Source organism: Acinetobacter sp., from assembly GCF_045628685.1.
Taxonomy (GTDB): domain Bacteria; phylum Pseudomonadota; class Gammaproteobacteria; order Pseudomonadales; family Moraxellaceae; genus Acinetobacter.
In genome coordinates, this window is the sequence record NZ_JAZQPV010000031.1 from 1 (window position 1) to 19,300 (window position 19,300).

The 19,300-nt window shown below is 42.7% G+C and carries 19 protein-coding genes and 1 pseudogene; all 20 read left to right on the forward strand.

Features of this window, described 5'->3' with window-relative positions; all coding sequences use genetic code 11:
- A partial coding sequence (locus ACKI4H_RS04275) for an ABC transporter substrate-binding protein (protein WP_407304068.1) occupies positions 1-1,028 on the forward strand: 1,028 nt, incomplete at its 5' end.
- Positions 1,029-1,121: 93 nt separating this feature from the next.
- The gene (locus ACKI4H_RS04280; protein WP_407304069.1) at positions 1,122-2,159 is read left to right on the forward strand and encodes a branched-chain amino acid ABC transporter permease; all 1,038 of its coding nucleotides are present in this window, start codon (positions 1,122-1,124) and stop codon (positions 2,157-2,159) included.
- Positions 2,156-3,958, forward strand: a complete 1,803-nt coding sequence (locus ACKI4H_RS04285) for an ABC transporter permease subunit (RefSeq protein WP_407304070.1) — start codon at positions 2,156-2,158, stop codon at positions 3,956-3,958. The genes ACKI4H_RS04280 and ACKI4H_RS04285 overlap by 4 nt, the downstream gene beginning before the upstream one ends.
- Positions 3,955-4,728: an ABC transporter ATP-binding protein gene (locus ACKI4H_RS04290; protein WP_407304071.1), complete on the forward strand. Its 774-nt coding sequence runs from the start codon at positions 3,955-3,957 to the stop codon at positions 4,726-4,728. The genes ACKI4H_RS04285 and ACKI4H_RS04290 overlap by 4 nt, the downstream gene beginning before the upstream one ends.
- 16 nt (positions 4,729-4,744) lie before the next feature.
- Positions 4,745-5,737, forward strand: a complete 993-nt coding sequence (locus tag ACKI4H_RS04295) for a ketopantoate reductase family protein (protein WP_407304072.1) — start codon at positions 4,745-4,747, stop codon at positions 5,735-5,737.
- Positions 5,738-5,747: 10 nt separating this feature from the next.
- On the forward strand, positions 5,748-6,497 hold the full coding sequence (locus ACKI4H_RS04300) for a class II aldolase/adducin family protein (protein WP_407304073.1): 750 nt from the start codon (positions 5,748-5,750) through the stop codon (positions 6,495-6,497).
- A 650-nt stretch (positions 6,498-7,147) separates the two neighbouring features.
- On the forward strand, positions 7,148-8,428 hold the full coding sequence (gene urtA / locus ACKI4H_RS04305) for an urea ABC transporter substrate-binding protein (RefSeq protein ID WP_407304088.1): 1,281 nt from the start codon (positions 7,148-7,150) through the stop codon (positions 8,426-8,428).
- A 90-nt stretch (positions 8,429-8,518) separates the two neighbouring features.
- Complete coding sequence (urtB, locus tag ACKI4H_RS04310; RefSeq protein WP_407304074.1) at positions 8,519-10,189, forward strand: urea ABC transporter permease subunit UrtB; 1,671 nt, start codon at positions 8,519-8,521, stop codon at positions 10,187-10,189.
- A gap of 5 nt (positions 10,190-10,194) precedes the next feature.
- Positions 10,195-11,265, forward strand: a complete 1,071-nt coding sequence (gene urtC, locus ACKI4H_RS04315) for an urea ABC transporter permease subunit UrtC (RefSeq protein WP_407304075.1) — start codon at positions 10,195-10,197, stop codon at positions 11,263-11,265.
- Entirely contained in the window at positions 11,266-12,093 is an 828-nt protein-coding gene (urtD, locus tag ACKI4H_RS04320; RefSeq protein ID WP_407304076.1) for an urea ABC transporter ATP-binding protein UrtD, read from the forward strand.
- Between the two features lie 10 nt (positions 12,094-12,103).
- Positions 12,104-12,802: an urea ABC transporter ATP-binding subunit UrtE gene (gene urtE / locus ACKI4H_RS04325; protein ID WP_407304078.1), complete on the forward strand. Its 699-nt coding sequence runs from the start codon at positions 12,104-12,106 to the stop codon at positions 12,800-12,802.
- A 420-nt stretch (positions 12,803-13,222) separates the two neighbouring features.
- Positions 13,223-13,705, forward strand: a complete 483-nt coding sequence (ureE, locus tag ACKI4H_RS04330; protein ID WP_407304079.1) for an urease accessory protein UreE — start codon at positions 13,223-13,225, stop codon at positions 13,703-13,705.
- Entirely contained in the window at positions 13,692-14,357 is a 666-nt protein-coding gene (locus ACKI4H_RS04335) for an urease accessory protein UreF (protein WP_407304080.1), read from the forward strand. Before ureE ends, ACKI4H_RS04335 begins: the two co-directional genes overlap by 14 nt.
- Before the next feature lie 35 nt (positions 14,358-14,392).
- Positions 14,393-15,007: an urease accessory protein UreG gene (gene ureG, locus ACKI4H_RS04340; RefSeq protein ID WP_407304081.1), complete on the forward strand. Its 615-nt coding sequence runs from the start codon at positions 14,393-14,395 to the stop codon at positions 15,005-15,007.
- Positions 15,008-15,018: 11 nt separating this feature from the next.
- Positions 15,019-15,585, forward strand: a complete 567-nt coding sequence (locus ACKI4H_RS04345) for a HupE/UreJ family protein (RefSeq protein WP_407304082.1) — start codon at positions 15,019-15,021, stop codon at positions 15,583-15,585.
- Between the two features lie 22 nt (positions 15,586-15,607).
- Positions 15,608-16,504 (forward strand): urease accessory protein UreD, encoded by an 897-nt coding sequence (locus ACKI4H_RS04350; RefSeq protein ID WP_407304083.1) that lies wholly within the window; start codon positions 15,608-15,610, stop codon positions 16,502-16,504.
- 175 nt (positions 16,505-16,679) lie between these two features.
- Positions 16,680-16,982 (forward strand): urease subunit gamma, encoded by a 303-nt coding sequence (gene ureA, locus ACKI4H_RS04355; protein WP_407304084.1) that lies wholly within the window; start codon positions 16,680-16,682, stop codon positions 16,980-16,982.
- A 20-nt stretch (positions 16,983-17,002) separates the two neighbouring features.
- A complete protein-coding gene (locus ACKI4H_RS04360; protein WP_407304085.1) occupies positions 17,003-17,314 on the forward strand; it encodes an urease subunit beta in 312 nt (103 codons plus the stop codon).
- Between the two features lie 33 nt (positions 17,315-17,347).
- Positions 17,348-19,048 (forward strand): urease subunit alpha, encoded by a 1,701-nt coding sequence (gene ureC / locus ACKI4H_RS04365; RefSeq protein ID WP_407304087.1) that lies wholly within the window; start codon positions 17,348-17,350, stop codon positions 19,046-19,048.
- 160 nt (positions 19,049-19,208) lie between these two features.
- Positions 19,209-19,300: pseudogene (locus tag ACKI4H_RS04370) on the forward strand (IS6 family transposase); the annotation flags it as partial.

Genomic DNA, 19,300 nt, shown 5'->3' on the forward strand with positions numbered 1-19,300 from the left:
GTATTCCGCAAAAAAATACAGTTTCACTATTACCTAAAACCATTGCGGGAGAAAAAGTCACTTATATCTCTCTGGATGATGGAAGTGATCCGACAGCCAGTGTTAAAGCAATCAATAAACTGATTAAAGAAAATAATGTCGATGCAATCATTGGCCCTTCTGGTTCGCCAAATGCCAGTGCTGCGATCGGTATCGTTGCAAAAGCTCAAGTTCCATTGTTGGCACCCGTAGGTACTTCCAGCATTATCGTTCCGATGAGTGAACAAAAAAAATGGGTATTTAAAACCACACAGAATGATGAATTAATTGCAACCGCCCTGGTTGAAGACATGGTGAAACGCAAGATCAAAACTTTAGCGTTTATTGGCACTGCGGATCCTTATGGTGAAAACTGGAGTAAGGTCATTACCAACCTTGCGACTAAAAATGGCATCAAAATTACTCAAAAAGAGTCTTTCCAGCGTCAGGATACGTCATTAACCGGACAAGCTTTGAAATTGATTTCAGGTAAACCCCAGGCAATTTTAATTGCTGCACCTGGGGGCTCAGCTGTTACGCCACAAGTAGCATTATATGATCGCGGCTATCGTGGACAAGTCTACCAAACGCATGGTGCTGCTTTAGATCAATTCTTAAAAATGGGTGGAAAAAAGGTCGAAAATACCATTCTCGCTGCCAGTTTAATGCTAGTGATTAATGAAATTCCAAATACCCATCCTTCTAAAGCTCTGGCTTTGAAGTACATGAATTCGTATAAAAAATCATTTGGTGAGTATCCGGCGACTTTTGGGGCAAATGTTTATGATGCCGGGCTACTGCTTGAAAAAGCAATTCCTGTTGCCTTAAAAAAAGCTAAACCTGGAAGCGTGCAATTCCGTCAAGAGCTGCGTACAGCTTTAGAAAAAACCAAAGAATTAGCCGCGACCCAAGGGGTATATAGCATGACGCCTACCGATCACAGCGGATTTGATAAACGTGGGCGTGTCATGATCACGGTTAAAAATGGGCAATGGAAATTACTCAAGTAAATACTTAAATCATCACTCATAAATTTTTAGCTATCCCTAGAGATAATACTTGAAATAGAAGTTTTATCTCTAAAATAGCAAGGATAAGGCGCTATGGATTTAAATATCGCATTAATTCTTGGACAAGATGGAGTGACCAGTGGTGCAATTTACGCATTGCTCGCGTTGTGCATTCTACTCGTCTTTACTGTTACCCGAATCTTACTTATCCCTCTTGGCGAATTTAGTGTCTATGGTGCATTAACACTAGCGGCAATTCAGTCAGGGAAACCCAGCAATATTGTTTGGTTACTTGTGATTTTTTTTGTTACGCATATCTTGCTTGATTTTTATTTAAGTATGAAAGGACAAGCCAAGTTTAATTTAAAAAGTCATGCTCTCTGGGCAATTTATATCATTGCGGTAGTGGCTGCGATGTACCTGTTGCCTTTGGCTTCCTTGCCGATGTTCATTCAGATAATTTTAGCCTTGGCGGTAGTCACGCCACTGGGACCACAAATATATCGCATATTCTTCCAACCGTTGGTGGCTGCAAAACCTTTGGTTTTACTTATTGTTTCAATTGCGGTGCATGTCGCTTTATTGGGTATCGGCCTATTAATCTTTGGTCCGGATGGTGCACAAACTCAGCCCTTTAGTGATGCAACTTTTGATGTGGGAAGTTTAGTGGTAAGTAGTCAAACATTGTCTATCTTATTTGTCTTCTTTAGCTTGATTGTCATACTTTGGTATTTCTTTGGAAAAACTTTATATGGCAAAGCTTTACGTGCCACTGCAGTAAACCGAGTAGGTGCACAACTGATGGGGATTTCTCCAATATTCGCGGGGAAAATCACCTTTGCCATGGCCGCGTTTATGGGTGGACTCGCTGGAATATTAATTGCCCCAATTACAACCTTGTACTATGACTCGGGTTTTATTATCAGTTTAAAAGGCTTTGTCGGTGCCATTATTGGTGGCTTAGCCAGTTTTCCTGTGGCTGCTTTGGGATCCATTGTGGTTGGTATTATTGAAGCTTTCTCGATGTTTTGGGCAAGTGACTATAAAGAAATTATCGTATTTACCTTAATTATTCCTTTCCTGCTTTGGAAATCCTTAACTTCCCGCCAAGTCGAGGAGGATCATGAATGAAATCTAGATATCTATTTTGGGGTTTTGTTGCGCTAGTCGCCTTGAGCCCATTATTTCTCCCGACTTATCAGGTAACGTTATTAAACTATATCGGTTTGAATGCACTAGTGGTTCTAGGCCTGGTCCTGCTTACTGGGGTTGGCGGAATGACCAGTTTTGGTCAAGCGGCTTTGGTTGGAATAGGGGCGTACACCACGGCATATTTGACAGTCACCGAACAGTTACCTGAATTTTTGATGTGGACAGGTGGCAACCCTTGGATGGCTTTAATCTTTGGCATAATTTTAACAGTAATATCGGCATTCATTGTCGGTGGATTAACATTGAAGTTATCGGGTCATTATTTGCCCTTAGGTACAATTGCGTGGGGAATTTCACTTTATTATTTTTTCTCTACCATTGAAAGCTTAGGCGGACATTCGGGGATTGCAAATATTCCCAATATTACTGTGTTCGGTCATGCCTTAGATACAAACAATAAAATGTTTTATTTAATCTGGCTAATTTTGTTTGTGGCAATGGTATTAACTAAAAATTTGCTTAATTCGCGTGAAGGCCGTGCCATACGTGCGCTGAAGGGTGGACAAGTCATGGCTGAATCTATGGGGGTAAATACCTTTAGGTCAAAAATGGTGGTTTTTGTCATTTCATCAATTTTTGCCTCTATTTCTGGATGGCTTTACGCTCACACTCAATCTTTTATTAATCCGACGCCTTTTGGCTTGCAAATGGGTATTGATTATCTGTTCATGGCTTTGTTAGGGGGCGTAGGCAGTATTTGGGGTGCAATCTTTGGTGCAGGAATTTTCACCATGATGCGCCAGTGGCTACAGGATTTAATGCCCATCATTTTTGGTAATGACGGTCAATATGAAACCATTGTATTCGGACTTTTAATTGTCTTGTTAATGCAAAAAGCCCCATCGGGATTATGGCCAATGCTGGTTAAAAAGATTCCGAGTCGATTTAAACCTATAGACCAGCACACCGAAATCAAAGCGCCTACTTTTGAATTACCCGCTCTAAAATTACCAGCTCAAGGCACCGTCATTTTAGAAGCCAGAAATGTGACTAAAAAATTTGGTGGTTTAGTCGCGAATAACCAGATGAACCTAAAAATTCATGCAGGCGAAATTTTAGCTCTGATTGGACCGAATGGCGCAGGTAAAAGCACCATGTTCAACCAGTTATCTGGAGTGGACGTTCCAAGCTCTGGCGAGGTTATTTTCTTAGGTGAAAAGATTAACGGGCTGCAATCCCGCGAGATTGCTAAAAAAGGCCTTAGCCGTACTTTTCAACATGTGAAAATTTTGCCAGAAATGACGGTGTTGGAAAATGTGGTGATTGGCGCACATTTACGCGGACAAAAAGGGGTATTTTCATCGCTGCTTCATCTCGATCGTAATGAAGAAAATAATTTACTGAATGAAGCCAAGTCACAACTCGAACGCGTCGGTTTAGGTGAATATCTTTATATCGAAGCAGGAAGCTTAGCACTGGGTCAACAACGTATTTTAGAAATCGCCCGTGCCTTATGTGCCCGTCCAAGTGTGCTCTTGCTCGATGAACCTGCGGCTGGTTTGCGCTTCAAAGAAAAACAAGCTTTGGCCGAATTACTCACCAAATTAAAAGCTGAAGGTATGGCTATTTTATTGGTTGAGCATGATATGGACTTCGTTATGAATTTAGTCGATCACATCGTGGTGATGGAGTTTGGTGAAAAAATAGCCGAAGGTTTACCCGAAGATATTCAAAAAGATAAAGCGGTTTTAGAAGCTTATCTTGGAGGTGCAGCATGAGTATTTTATCCGGAAACAATCAAGGTAAATCATTATTGGAAGTGAATGATTTGAGTGTGGCTTATGGCAAAGTCGAGGCACTCAGTCATTTCAATATGCGCGTCAATGAAGGACAAATCGTCTCTGTCGTTGGGCCAAATGGCGCGGGAAAAACCACCTTGTTGTCAGGAATTATGGGCGTGCTGGCATCACGCGGTAATGTTGAATTTGATGGTTGTATTGAACAGTGTCCACAAATTGAACGAATGGTGGTAAGAGGCTTAGGTCTGGTTCCAGAAAAACGTGAGTTATTTGGCAGCATGAGTATTGAAGATAATTTGATGCTGGGGGGATTTCAGCGTTATCGCCATGGTGACCGAATGCTTAAAGATACTTTAGATGAAGTTTATACCTTATTTCCACGTTTAAAAGAGCGTCGAATTCAAGAAGCCGGAACGCTTTCGGGTGGTGAAAGACAGATGCTTGCTGTAGGGCGGGCACTGATGGCTAAACCCAAATTGCTGATGCTCGATGAGCCCAGTTTAGGTCTAGCCCCCTTAATTACGCGTGAAATTTTTAAAATCATCGATCAGCTTCGGGGCCAGGGTGTTTCCATTTTATTGGTAGAACAGAATGCACGTGCCGCTTTAAAACTCGCTGACTATGCATATGTTTTGGAGATGGGAGAACTGTCAATGGAAGGCAAAGGACAAGACCTAGTTGAAGACCCGCGTATTATTGAAAGTTATTTAGGGATCAATAGTAAACATCAAGATGTTTTAGCCATTTAAAAGCGAGGACATCGGGATGGATAAGTTAACTCATATCACCATTTGGGGGGCAGGTGCGATAGGTTGTACGCTTGCTGCCCGATTAATTTTAGCCGGTTATCAACATGTCAGTTTGATTGCGCGTGGAGAAAACTTAGCGGTCTTAATTGAAAATGGAATTTCACTCAAAGATTTAACGGGTGAACACCATGTTCGACCTTATAAAATTGTTGAAAAAATAAGCGAATTAAGTGTTCAAGATGTCATCTTTATTTGTACGAAATCTAATGCGTTGAAACAAATTGTAGAACCTTTAAAGCAACTTATCCATTCAGAGACGGTGATTATTCCGTTAATGAATGGAATTCCATTTTGGTATTTTTATCAAAATAGTGAAGAAGAAAATATTCGGCACATTGAAGCTTTAGATTCAGATCAGACTTTAATTAAGCATTTTCCACTGTCAAATTTAATCGGTTCGGTGGTTTTTATCACTGCTGAATTAAAGCAGTACGGACAAGTCGAGTCATCCAATCCTTATTTACTGATTTTAGGTGAACCACAGCATAAATTGACGGAAAGATCTGAAAATTTAAAACACTTATTCAAGGATACCAATATTGAGATCCGGATTAGCGAGCAAATTCGTGACCAAATCTGGACCAAAGTTATTGCTAATTTAAGTTCGAATCCATTGTCTGTCGTGACAGGAGCCACACTTAAAGATATCTATTCGCATCCATTTTTACAAGAGATGACACTACAAGTGACTCAAGAGGTGAGACAGGTGGCGGCTTGTTATGGTGCGCGAATTTCGATAGATCCATACACCTTTTTAAATTTGGGTACAGAGATGGGGGATGTGCACACCTCAATGTGGCAAGACTATAAAAATCAAAAACCGCTGGAAATGGCCGGAATTGCTCAATCTGTTTTAGAACTTGCTGAACAATTCAAATGTCCAATGCCTATGACTAAATCTATTTGTAATTTAACCCAATATCTCAGCGAAAAATCACTTCATCATTAAAGGGATACCTATGAATATACAAATGAATATTCCCCATATGAGCCAAGAAGAATGGGAGCTCCGAACCAAGCTGGCCCAATGTTATCAACTGGTTGACTATTTTGGTTGGACGGAAACAATTTTTAATCATATTTCAGCACGCTTGGCGGGTGAAGAAAACCATTATCTGGTCAATCCCTTTGGACTGAACTATAGCGAAATTACCCCAGAAAATTTATTAAAAGTCGATTTAGAAGGCCATAAAGTAGAACCTTCAGAATATGACGCAAATCCTGCCGGGTTTGCTTTACATAGTGCTGTACATAGAGCGCGTCATGATATCCGATGTTTAATTCATACCCATACCACACCCATCAGTGCTGTAGTTCAAAAGAAAAATGGTTTTGCTTCTGATAATTTTTATGGTGCTCAGTTATTTGGACGAATTGGATATCATGCTTTTGAAGGAATTACCTTATTCGCTGAAGAAAAGCAAAGAATGATTGAAAGCTTGGGCGATAAACACATTTTAGTATTACGCAATCATGGCATTGCTGTAGGGGAAAGTAGCATAGAAAAAGCATTCTTCTTGCTATGGACGGTTCAACGTGCTGCCGAAATTCAGTGTCAGGCGGGTGCGCTAGGCGGTGAAGATTATCCCCTTCAACAGGACGTAAAACAGAAATGTGCTGATTTAACCGCGATGCTAATTCGTGATAGTGGTTTCGCGATTAAATTCTTTAACGCCATGGTGCGTAAAATGAATGCTGATAAAAACTGAGATCAATTTTTGATCTCATGGTTTTTAGGCGCTATAAAATAATTTTATTATGAATAGGAAAAGGTTGCTTGATTAAATAAAGCACTCATTAAACAGGATTAAACTGGGTTTGCCCACTTTAAAAAAACACATTAAAAATGTGAAATCAGGCATTAATAACAATTTTTTTTAAAGCTTTATTAACGTACGATTCAATCATCCAAACTCGACTTCAGTAAAACTTTTATCTTGGGACAGGAAGCTACTGGATTGAGATTAAAAACCAGGGTCGAAACTTGATGGCATCACTCCCTTGCAAAGCTGATAAGGAAATTTACTTATTTTATTTCAGTGACAAGCAATAGACCCAAAAAGTCCAAAAGTATCTCTTCATTCGGGCCACTTTATAGTGGCGCTTATTAAAAACCTTCGACCTTGATAATTTTAATTCCGCATCATCATCTGTCAATTCCTCATAGTTATGTCATTACTATTATGTAGCACTCGTCCTATTTTAGTGCACAGAGCATAACAAGAGCTCACCATTTAATTATTAATATTTAAAATAAACAGAGACTTAAAGTTGAACAATTATAACTGGCACATTATTTGAATAATACATTCTGAGTTTATAAAAAAATGCCTTAAAAAGGGTCGGAGAATAAATAATGATGCAACAAAAATTGATTTCTAAAAGTTTATTTACTGCTGCATTGCTGGCCAGTATAACACTTGCAGGATGCTCAAAATCAGCGGAAAAAAGTGAAACTGCCAAGCCAGAAACGAAAGCCGCTGCCACAAGTGGCGATACGATCAAAGTGGGTATTTTACATTCTCTTTCGGGCACAATGGCAATTTCGGAAACGTCGTTAAAAGATACCGCTTTAATGGCGATCAATGAAATTAATGCAAATGGGGGGGTACTGGGTAAAAAACTGGAACCTGTAGTGGTAGACCCCGCTTCCGATTGGCCGCTGTTTGCTGAACGTGCACGTCAGTTAATTACTCAAGATAAAGTAGCAGTGATTTTTGGTGCCTGGACATCAGTATCTCGTAAATCTGTGCTGCCCGTAGTTGAAGAGCTGAATGGCTTAATGTTTTATCCGGTTCAATATGAAGGACAGGAACAATCCAAAAATATTTTCTACACCGGTGCTGCACCCAACCAGCAAGCGATTCCCGCAGTTGAATATCTCATGAGTGAAGAGGGCGGTAATGCCAAGCGGTTTGTATTGTTGGGTACAGACTATGTGTATCCACGGACCACCAACAAAATCCTGCGTGCATTCTTAAAATCAAAAGGTATTGCTGAAAGCGATATTATGGAAGAGTACACACCATTTGGTCACAGTAACTATCAAACCATTGTGGGAAATGTAAAGAAATTTGCTGCCGGTAAAAAGACTGCGGTCATTTCAACAATCAATGGCGATTCAAACGTACCGTTCTACCGTGAATTGGGTAACCAAGGCATCAAAGCATCGGATATTCCGGTTATGGCATTTTCAGTGGGGGAGGAAGAACTCCGCGGCATTGATACTAAGCCTCTGGTTGGGCACTTGGCGGCATGGAACTATTTCATGACAGTTAAAAATCCGGCTAATAATCAATTTACTGATAAGTATAAAAAATTTGCAGTGGAGTACAAGCTACCCAATGCAGCCAAGGTGGTCACCAATGATCCAATGGAAGCAACTTATGTCGGTATTAACATGTGGAAGCAAGCAGTCGAAAAAGCGGGCACTACAGCGGTAGATAAAGTGCGTGAAGCGATGGCCGGGCAAACTTTTACCGCTCCCTCTGGTTATACCTTAAAAATGGATGAAACCAATCACCATTTACATAAACCGGTCATGATTGGTGAAATTCGTGGGGATGGCCAGTTTGATATCGTTTATAAAACACCTACTGCTATAAAAGCGGAGCCATGGAGCCCATATATTCCTAAATAAGTTTCTCCGAAGCTTGTTGCATCTGCAGCAGGCTTTTTTTGATTTATTTTTTCCCTATATGGGATTTCACTCTCAATAGGGAGGTTTAGCATGATTTATCGAATAAATTACTCCATTCTTCTATTCATTATTAGTCAATTTTTTTTCCTGCAAAATTTGAATGCAGCGACACCAAATTCTCCTTCCGCAGAGAATTCTCAAGTTATTACTCCGCTTAAAAATACGCATCAGGCAGTTGCCTCATCTGGTGATGCGATTCAACAATTTGTTCATGGTGGATTTTCTGAACGTCGCACTATGTTGAACCAATGGCCAGCCAGCATTGAAGAACTGGATCGTTTGGTTGCCTATGTAGACAATAATGAACTGTATACCGATGGTTCGGGACAAACCTATATTTTAAAAAATGATGAAAAATTATTTAGTTATCCAGATGAACAAGTCATAGAGACTTGGCCATCAGATTTATCCCAAGTCACCTTGGTGAATACTTTGCGTAAGGCATTGAGCTTTGGACAAGCCAAAGTAAGACTACAGTCCAAAGATGCTTCTCAGCGTTTAGAAGCCATCGATATTCTAGAAAATAATTTATCCGAATTAGATCCAGCAATGATAAATATGCTGTATTCAAATGAAACAAATAATCAGGTTAAAGCCCGATTAGAACAACTCAAAGCACGTTTGGACTATAGCAGTCCCGATGTATTGATCAAGATCCAGGCGGTAAAAGTACTCAAACAATCAAATCGTCCCGATGTACTGGCTTTGGTTGAACAAGAACTCCAACAACCGAATTTAAATCCAGAATTAAAAGCGGCATTAGTGGATGCCAAAGGAAGTATTAAAACCCGGCTTCAAGCCAGTGAATGGACAGGACATATCTTTTCAGGTTTGAGTACCGCTAGCATTTTATTATTGGCGGCCTTAGGTTTAGCCATTACTTACGGTTTGCTGGGGGTCATCAATATGGCGCATGGCGAACTGATCATGATTGGTGCCTATACCACCTATGTGGTGCAGAGCCTGTTTAAGAGCCATTTTTCAGAATATGTCGATTGGTACCTGATCGCTGCAATTCCATCGGCATTTGTGGTTAGTGCATTGATAGGGATGTTGATTGAAAGGACCGTGATCCGTCCCTTATATGGCCGTCAACTTGAAACCTTGTTGGCAACTTTTGGGGTCAGCCTGATCTTAATGCAATTGGTTCGGATGATTTTCGGTGCACAAAATGTTGAAGTCTCCAATATTTCATGGCTTTCCGGGGGGATTTCAATTACCCCAAGCCTGATGCTGCCTTATAACCGCATCGCTATTATCGTCTTTACTGTGGCTGTTTTTCTGCTTCTGGTTTATCTACTGAATAAAACACGTTTTGGTCTATTCGTTCGTGCTGTAACACAAAACCGTCAAATGGCACGTGCCGTAGGGATTCGTTCAAGCCGTATCGACATGCTGGCTTTTGGTTTGGGATCTGGTTTGGCAGGTCTGGCAGGTTGTGCTCTTGCACAAGTCGGTAACGTTGGCCCCGATTTGGGTCAAAACTACATTATTGATGCGTTTCTGGTGGTCGTCGTCGGTGGTGTAGGACAAGTCTGGGGGGCAGTTCTTGCCGCACTCGGTTTAGGCATCAGTGGTACAGTGCTGGAAATTGGAATGGGGGCGGTACTGGCAAAAATTATTTTACTGGTGCTTGTGATTTTGTTTATTCAAAAACGCCCACAAGGTTTATTCGCCATTAAAGGTCGATTTGTGGAGTAAGTACTATGAAAATCACATCATTCCTATCCGATCAACCTTATAGCGCAGTCGCCATTGCTGGGTGCTTTGCCGTGCTATTAATTTTACCTTGGTTTCATTTACTGCCAAGCGATTCAAGTCTGCATCTTTCTGCGTATTGGGTAACCTTGATTGGCAAAATCATGTGCTTGGCCTTGGTGGCTTTGGCGCTTGATTTGGTCTGGGGTTATGCCGGTATTTTAAGTCTGGGACACGGCCTGTATTTTGCCCTCGGCGGTTATGCCTTTGGGATGTACCTGATGCGTGAATCCGCAGGGGACAGCTTGCCTGACTTCATGCGCTTTTTAAGCTGGACGGAACTGCCATGGTACTGGGTAGGAACAGAACATATTTTATGGTCACTCACCTTGGTGATCCTGGTTCCCGGGCTGATCGCTTTTATCTTCGGATATTTTGCTTTCCGTTCAAAAATCAAGGGCGTATATTTTTCCATCATCACCCAGGCCATGACTTTTGCAGCAGCCTTATTGTTCTTCCGTAATGAAACAGGCTTTGGCGGGAACAATGGTTTTACTGGTTTTAAAACCCTGTTAGGTATGGATATTACCTCTACCTCAATGCGGGCAAGCTTATGCTTTCTCACCGCATTGGTCTTGTTACTGAGTTTTATCGGCTTACGTCATTTGATGAATAAGCCTTATGGACGTGTCTTGGGGGCAATTCGGGACAGTGAAAATCGTCTGCAATATTTAGGCTATCGAACCCTCTGGTACAAGCTGTCTGCATGGGTGCTTTCTGCGGTCATCGCCGGCATTGCTGGAGCGCTGTATGTGCCCCAGGCCGGGATTATTAACCCCAGTGAAATGAACCCCGTGAATTCCATCGAGATGGCGGTATGGGTTGCGGCAGGTGGTCGGGGAACCTTGATTGGACCCATTCTGGGGGCAGGTTTGATTAATGGCGTGAAGACCTATTTCACTGTGGCTTATCCAGAAGTATGGTTGCTCATTCTCGGAGCACTGTTCATCGTCGTGACCATTTTCCTGCCTAAAGGGGTGATTGGTATGTTCGACCGCTTTAAAAAGGAGAAAAACTAAATGTCAGATTTAGGATTAAACGCACCACAACATGGCGGTCAACTGGGTGAAGGCTATGGACGTTTAAGAGCAGCCGGACCTGACTTTAGCCATGGCATCGCTTTATATTTAGAAAAAGTCAGTGTCTGGTTTGATGCATTCCAGGCCTTAAACGATTTGTCGCTTTACATCAATGAAGGTGAATTGCGCTGCATCATCGGGCCGAATGGAGCGGGTAAAACCACGCTGATGGATGTGATTACCGGGAAGACCCGACCCACACAAGGCACAGCATTTTTCGGTCAAAACTATAACCTGGCAAAAATGAGTACCGAAGAAATTGCTGAAGCCGGGATTGGTCGAAAATTTCAAAAACCCACGGTGTTTGAAAATTTCACCGTGATGGAAAATCTGCTCTTGGCCGCACCTAAAAATAAACAGGTGAAGAAAAGTTTTTTCAGCAGGCTAGAACCAGATGCTCAACTTGCTTTGGAACAATCTCTTGAGCAAATTCGATTAAAAGGATTGATCAATAAACCGGCAGGCTTATTGTCGCATGGCCAAAAGCAATGGCTTGAAATTGGCATGTTGCTGATGCAACGTCCAAAACTGATTTTGCTGGATGAACCTGTAGCCGGGATGACCGATGCCGAAACGGAACACACGGCTGAACTGTGTCTGGAACTCAAAAAAAATCATACCTTGATCGTGGTGGAACATGACATGAGTTTCATTAATAGTATCAGCGAAAAAGTGACGGTACTGGCGCAGGGGGCAATTTTAGCGGAAGGTACATTGGCGGAAGTTCAGGCCAATGAAGATGTAATTGAAAAATATTTGGGTCGTTAAGGAGCAGACCATGTTAGAAGTCAAAGACGTCAATCAGTTTTATGGTGGCAGTCATATTTTGCGTAATGTGTCTTTCCAGGCGCCTGTGGGTAAATGTTCGGTTGTGCTTGGACGCAATGGTGTAGGCAAAACCACCTTATTGAAATGTTTGATGGGCATCTTGCCGATTAGATCTGGACAGATCCTACTGGATGGCAAAGACATTTCAAAAATGAGTCCTGAACAACGTGTTCGCGCTGGCTTGGCGTATGTTCCACAAGGGCGGGATATTTTTTCGACCTTGACTGTAGAAGAAAACATCCTGATTGGGATGGCAAAATTTTCAGGTGCTAAAACTAAAAAAGTCCCTGAGCAGCTTTATGAAATTTTCCCTGTACTGGATGAAATGAAACATCGCCGTGGCGGAGATTTATCCGGGGGGCAGCAACAACAACTTGCGATTGCACGTGCCTTAGCATCTGAACCGCGTGTGTTGATTTTAGATGAACCCACTGAAGGGATTCAGCCATCGATTATTAAAGATATTGGCAAGGTGATTCGTAAACTTGCGGATGGTGGAGAAATGGCCATTATTTTAGTGGAGCAGTTCTATGATTTTGCAGAAGAGCTTGCGGATGGCTATACGGTCATGGCACGTGGGCAAGTGATTGCCCAGGGTATGGGGAGTGAAATGCCAGAGAAAGGAATTAAGGACTTAGTGGCGATTTAATCATCCTTTAAAAAAAGGAGATTTAATTTCTCTTTGGTTAATTATATATAAATTCTCCTAAAAACAGGGGTTTTATTGTGCGTACTGATTAATTCTAGTTGAAATGATGCAAATGTAATAAAATGAATTTCACTATCAGGCTTTAAATCATAAAAATATTTTCTAGAGCTGCACATTTTTTCCCTATATGGGCTTTATATCATTATGTGGAGTCTCTTCTAAGCTTCGCTGATGAATTATAAAAAATATCTCATCTGGAATTTTTTTAATCTATCTATGCGCTAAAGACTCATCTTTAAAAATAACTTGGTATGAGAATTGCTTAATAATCATAATGATGCACTTTTATATCCCGCCTGCTTTGGTTGCTTTATTTTGGATCAAAAAGTGAAATCAAGAAAGACTGAAAATGGAGCGAAAATGAAAATTTATACTCAACGATTAGAACAACTTAAACCTAAAGAACAGTTCGAAACGATTGAATTAACTTTTGATGTACGTCAAAAGAGCCGTTTTCGTGCAACTTTGAAAAATGGGGTTGATATTGGTGCAGATTTACCGCGCAACGGCATTTTACGCAGTGGCGCTTACATTGCGACAGCACAGGGTGATGTGCTTCAGGTGAATGCACAAGCTGAAAAACTCATGCAAGTGACAGCACAATCCGAATTTGATCTGTTAAAAGCAGCTTACCATTTGGGCAATCGCCACGTTCCTTTAATGTTAACGCCTACCGCACTTTATTTTGAACCCGACCATGTCTTGGCGGAGATGGTACAGGGCTTAGGACTGAGTGTGACAGAAATGTTACATCCTTTTGAACCTGAAAGTGGCGCCTATGCCCAACATCAGCATGATCATCGCCTAAGCCCAATTAAAGCCTTACATCATGTCCATCACTAATGCAGCCCAGTTGCTGAGTCTGCTCACACTGTCATCTACGGCCTTGCCAATTGGGGCATATTGCTATTCGCAAGGGGTGGAAAGTGCGATTGAACGCGGCATGATTCATGATGAAGCATCCAGTATTGCTTATTTTGAGGAAGTGCTCGAGATGCTGTTAATCCGTTTCGAATTGCCGTTGTTAAAGCGCTTAATGCAATGCTTTGATGACACAGCGCAATTTGAATATTGGGCCAATGTGTATCGTGCAAGCCGTGAAAGCAAAGAGTTGCTCGCAGAATCAACCCAGTTGGCCTTTTCCCTCAATGCCTGGATTCGCGATGTTTTAAAACAACCGGTCATGGTCAAAAAACAGTTGGGGTTTATGCCGGTGTATGGACATTTATGTGGCACTTTCGGGTTGAACTCAGCCGATGTACTTACGGCTTATACCTTCACCGTATTAGAAAACCAGGTGTTGGCTGCGGTCAAAACCGTACCGTTGGGACAAATGAGTGGACAACGGATTTTATGGCATTTACATGGTCTTATACCTGATGCAATTCAGCGCGCTTTGGCTTTAGAAGATGGCGGAATCAGTAGCGCTTTACCAAGATATGCCATGCTGAGCATGCAGCATGAAAACCAGTATTCAAGATTGTTCAGATCGTAAATATAGAAATCAAAGAAATAATAGGGGAAATACAGATGTCAGAACGTAGTCCATTACGGGTTGGAATTGGCGGACCGGTCGGTTCAGGTAAAACAGCGTTAACCCTAAATTTATGTCAGGCGTTGCGTGAAAAATACAATATGGCTGTGGTCACCAATGACATCTATACCAAGGAAGATTCTAACTTCCTGACCCGTCATGAAGCGATGTCTCCAGACCGCATTGTGGGCGTAGAAACGGGCGGTTGTCCGCATACCGCCATTCGTGAAGATGCGTCAATTAACCTGGCGGCGATTGATGACTTGTGTGAAAAATTCGAAGGGTTAGAGCTGATCATCATTGAAAGTGGCGGCGATAATTTAGCGGCAACCTTCAGTCCAGAACTGTCTGATTTAACCTTGTACGTGATTGATGTCGGTGGCGGCGAAAAAATTCCACGCAAAGGTGGTCCGGGTATTACCAAATCTGACCTATTGATTATCAACAAAACAGATTTGGCACCTATGGTTGGTGCCAATCTGGAGGTGATGGATCAAGACGCTAAACGCATGCGCGGCGAAAAACCATTTCTATTTTCCAATATGAAAACCAAGGATGGGCTTGAATCCATTATTTCTTTTATTGAAAAGCAAGGTTTGTTTAAGGCTTAAGCAGGAGCACGATGTCAATGTTAAAAAAAATGATTGCTGTTGGATTAAGCAGCTTACCGATGATGGTCATGGCCCATCCTGGTCATGCACATGAAAGTGGTTTTTGGATGGGCTTTAGCCATCCTTTTACCGGATTAGATCACCTGATGATGGCCATTGCCTTTGGGGTGTTGCTTTGGAGCGCCACGCAACGCTGGAAAGTCGCAGGCTTTTTCGGTTTAGCGGCAGCGATGATTGCAGGCTTCGTTTTAGGACAGCGACAAGTATTGCCGAATGTTTTTGCAGAATATGGCATTGTTTTGTCTTTGGCGGTTGTGGCGACAGCACTATTGATGAAATCCAATCGTATCTTTGCAGTAGCCACAATGCTGTTGGCAAGTTTCCATGGCGTAGCCCATGGCAATGAACTGGGCCAATCAGGCCACATGCTGCAACTCATGTTGGGTATGGTCAGTGCAATGTCGATTATTTATCTGATCGGTTTAGGCTTGGGGGCATTTACTCAAAAATACCTGCCACAGGGTCGCAAGATTATTGCAGCATTGGTCGCAATCCTTGCTGTTATTGGCCTGGCCTAATGCGCGTTAAGCAGTATTGATCATGAATATGTTGAGCTTACCCATCTTATCCTCTGCTGATGAACAGAACCCATCGCAGCTTTGGTACGCGTGCCTCGAGCTTGGTTTTCGTTATCAAGCTGCGCAGCAACGCACGACCTTGGCACATCGAAAACATTCAGGACCGGTTCGGGTACAAAAGATGCTTTGGCCGGAAAAGAGCGGAATCTGTCATGCCATTATTGTGCATCCTCCAGCAGGTATTGCCGGAGGCGACCACTTGACTTTTGACATGCAGGTAGATGCCGATGCCCATGCACTAGTGACCACACCCGGGGCCGGAAAATGGTACAAAACCAACGGTAAATCAGCCTTTCAACATATTCAGATTCGCTTAAAAGACAACGCTATTTTCGAATGGCTGCCGCAAGAAACCATGTTGTTTAATGGGGCACATGCGCATTCTGAAACCACCATTCATTTGGATAAAGCAGCGAGTTTTATCGGCTGGGATATGTTGGTGATCGGTCGCCAGGCCTGCGCGGAACAGTTTAATCAGGGTCAATATCGCAATCATTTTAAGCTGCTGCGCGAAGATAAATTGCTGGTGATGGATAGCTTGAATTTTGTCGGCAATGACCGTTGGCTCAGCTCCTGTTTAGGTATGAATGGTCAGGCGGTGATGGGCAGTTTTTGGGCCGTTGCACCGGAAAAATATCGTGCCGCTGTGTATTTAGAAGAATATGTTGCCGTGATTCGTGAGCTGATCACGCGAATGAAAATCAATGTCACCCTGACGGTACTCGGCGATGTGATTTGCGCCCGTTTCTTGGGAGATGATGTACGGCAGTGCCATGATGCTTTTGCTGCTATTCGGGCACGGCTAAGACGTTACTGGTTTGATTTAGATGAAGAGTTTCCAAGAATCTGGCGGACGTAATTCTTTTGTTCCCTCTCCTTATAGGAGAAGGGTTAGGGAGAGATGATTAAACATTTATTAAAACCCTCCCTCTCTTGCGAGACATTGTTTCTCATCCCAAAAGGAGGGAGAACAGCAAATATCGAATCTTGCATACATTTTGTTTAGATATAAATACATGAATTAGGAAACCTTTATGGAACTGAATCCTACAGAAAAAGACAAGCTGCTGATTTTTACCGCGGGTTTAGTGGCAGAGCGTCGTAAAGCACGGGGTTTAAAACTCAACTATCCTGAAGCCATCGCTTATATTTCTGCAGCCTTACTTGAGGGGGCACGTGATGGCATGAGTGTCAGTGAACTGATGCATTTTGGTACAACCTTACTTAGCCGGAATGATGTGATGGATGGCATTGCCGAAATGATTTCGGAAGTGCAAGTAGAAGCCACCTTTCCTGACGGTTCCAAACTGGTCACCGTTCATCAACCGATAATTTAGACAACAATAAGGATAAGCCGATGATTCCAGGTGAAGTCATCACGCCTGATCGTGATATTGAATTAAATGTAGGCCGTGCAACCTTGAAAATGAGTGTGGCCAATGCCGGCGACCGGCCGATTCAGATTGGGTCACATTTTCATTTTGCTGAAGCCAATGATGCTTTGCAATTTGACCGCAGTGCAGCACGCGGTTATCGACTCAATATTGCTGCCGGTACAGCCGTGCGTTTTGAACCCGGGCAAAGCCGAAATATTGAACTCATTGCCTTGGCCGGGAAACGAGAAGTGTATGGTTTTGCAGGACGAGTGATGGGTAAGCTGGATTCATAAAAATTACACTAGAATTATAAAGGTTTATAAATCATGAAAATGTCGCGTCGCGCATATGCAGAAATGTTTGGTCCAACAGTAGGTGATCGGGTCCGTTTAGCCGATACCGAACTGTTTATTGAAGTTGAACAGGATCTCACCACTTATGGTGAAGAAGTAAAATTCGGTGGAGGTAAAGTCATTCGCGATGGTATGGGTCAATCGCAACTTTTGTCATCTGAGGTAGCTGACACTGTCATTACAAATGCACTGATTATCGATTGGTGGGGGATTATTAAAGCCGATGTTGGTTTAAAGAATGGCCGGATCTGGAAAATTGGTAAAGCCGGGAATCCTGATATTCAACCCAATATCACCATACCTTTAGGTGCAGCAACCGAAGTGATTGCCGGTGAAGGGCAAATTCTCACCGCAGGCGGTATCGACACGCATATTCACTGGATTTGTCCGCAACAAGTTGAAACGGCACTGATGTCTGGAACAACCACGATGATCGGTGGGGGGACCGGACCGACGGCAGGTACCTCTGCAACCACAGTTACGCCGGGGCCATGGCATATTGCCACCATGTTGCAAGCCATTGACGATTTGCCGATGAATATTGGTTTGCTCGGCAAAGGCAACCTGAGTTTGCCTGATCCGATTCGTGAACAGATTGAAGCGGGCGTGGTCGGTTTGAAATTGCATGAAGATTGGGGATCAACGCCGGCAGCCATCGACAACTGTTTAACTGTGGCGGACGAATATGATGTGCAAGTAGCCATTCATACCGATACCCTCAATGAAAGTGGCTTCTTGGAAGAAACTTTGGCTGCATTTAAAAACCGCACCATTCATACCTATCATACCGAAGGCGCCGGTGGTGGGCATGCACCGGATATTTTAAAAGCCATTGGTCAGCCGAATGTCTTGCCATCTTCAACCAATCCAACCCGACCTTATACGGTCAACACCATTGATGAGCATCTGGATATGTTGATGGTCTGCCATCATTTAGACCCCTCTATTTCGGAAGATGTCGCATTTGCAGAAAGTCGTATTCGCCGTGAAACCATTGCTGCGGAAGATATTTTGCAGGACTTGGGTGCTATCGCGATGATGTCATCTGACTCACAAGCCATGGGACGCGTGGGGGAAGTGATTATTCGTACATGGCAAACCGCACATAAAATGAAAGTACAGCGCGGTTCATTAGATGGCGACACCGCTGCACACGATAATAACCGCGTGAAGCGTTATATTGCCAAATATACGATTAATCCTGCCATAACACACGGTTTAAGCCATGAAATTGGTTCAGTGGAAGAAGGGAAACTGGCCGATTTAGTCTTGTGGAAACCGGCATTTTTCGGGGTGAAACCAGCCATGATTATTAAAGGCGGTATGATTGCTGCTGCACCAATGGGTGATATTAACGCTTCTATTCCAACGCCACAGCCAGTGCATTACCGTCCGATGTTTGGGGCAAGCGCACGCGGGGTGCATAACACCTGTCTTACCTTTTTGTCACAAGCCGGTATTAACAATGGCGTAGCGGAAAAATTAGGGCTGAAAAAAATCATTTCACCGGTAAAAAATACCCGCAATATTTCTAAAGCCGATATGAAGCACAATACCTATACACCAGTCATGGAAGTCGATCCTGAGATTTATGAAGTACGCGCAGATGGGGTGCATTTAACCTGTGAACCGGCAGAAGTATTGCCGATGGCACAGCGGTATTTTTTGTTTTAGATCCCTCTGCCTGACCCTCTCCTGTAGGAGAGGGTGTTTCCAATATTTAATAAGTTTTGGAAAAGTTCTTTCTCCCTTTGGGAGAAGGTTAGGAGGATGGCACTGTTGCAAATAACCACTCATGGTAAGCTGAACGCTCTTTTAGCTAAAATTGCAGCATATGAATCCCTTTCATGGTCAGCATTTTCAGGGCGAAATCATTCTTTGGGCTGTGCGCTGGTATTGTAAATATGGCATTAGCTATCGTGAACT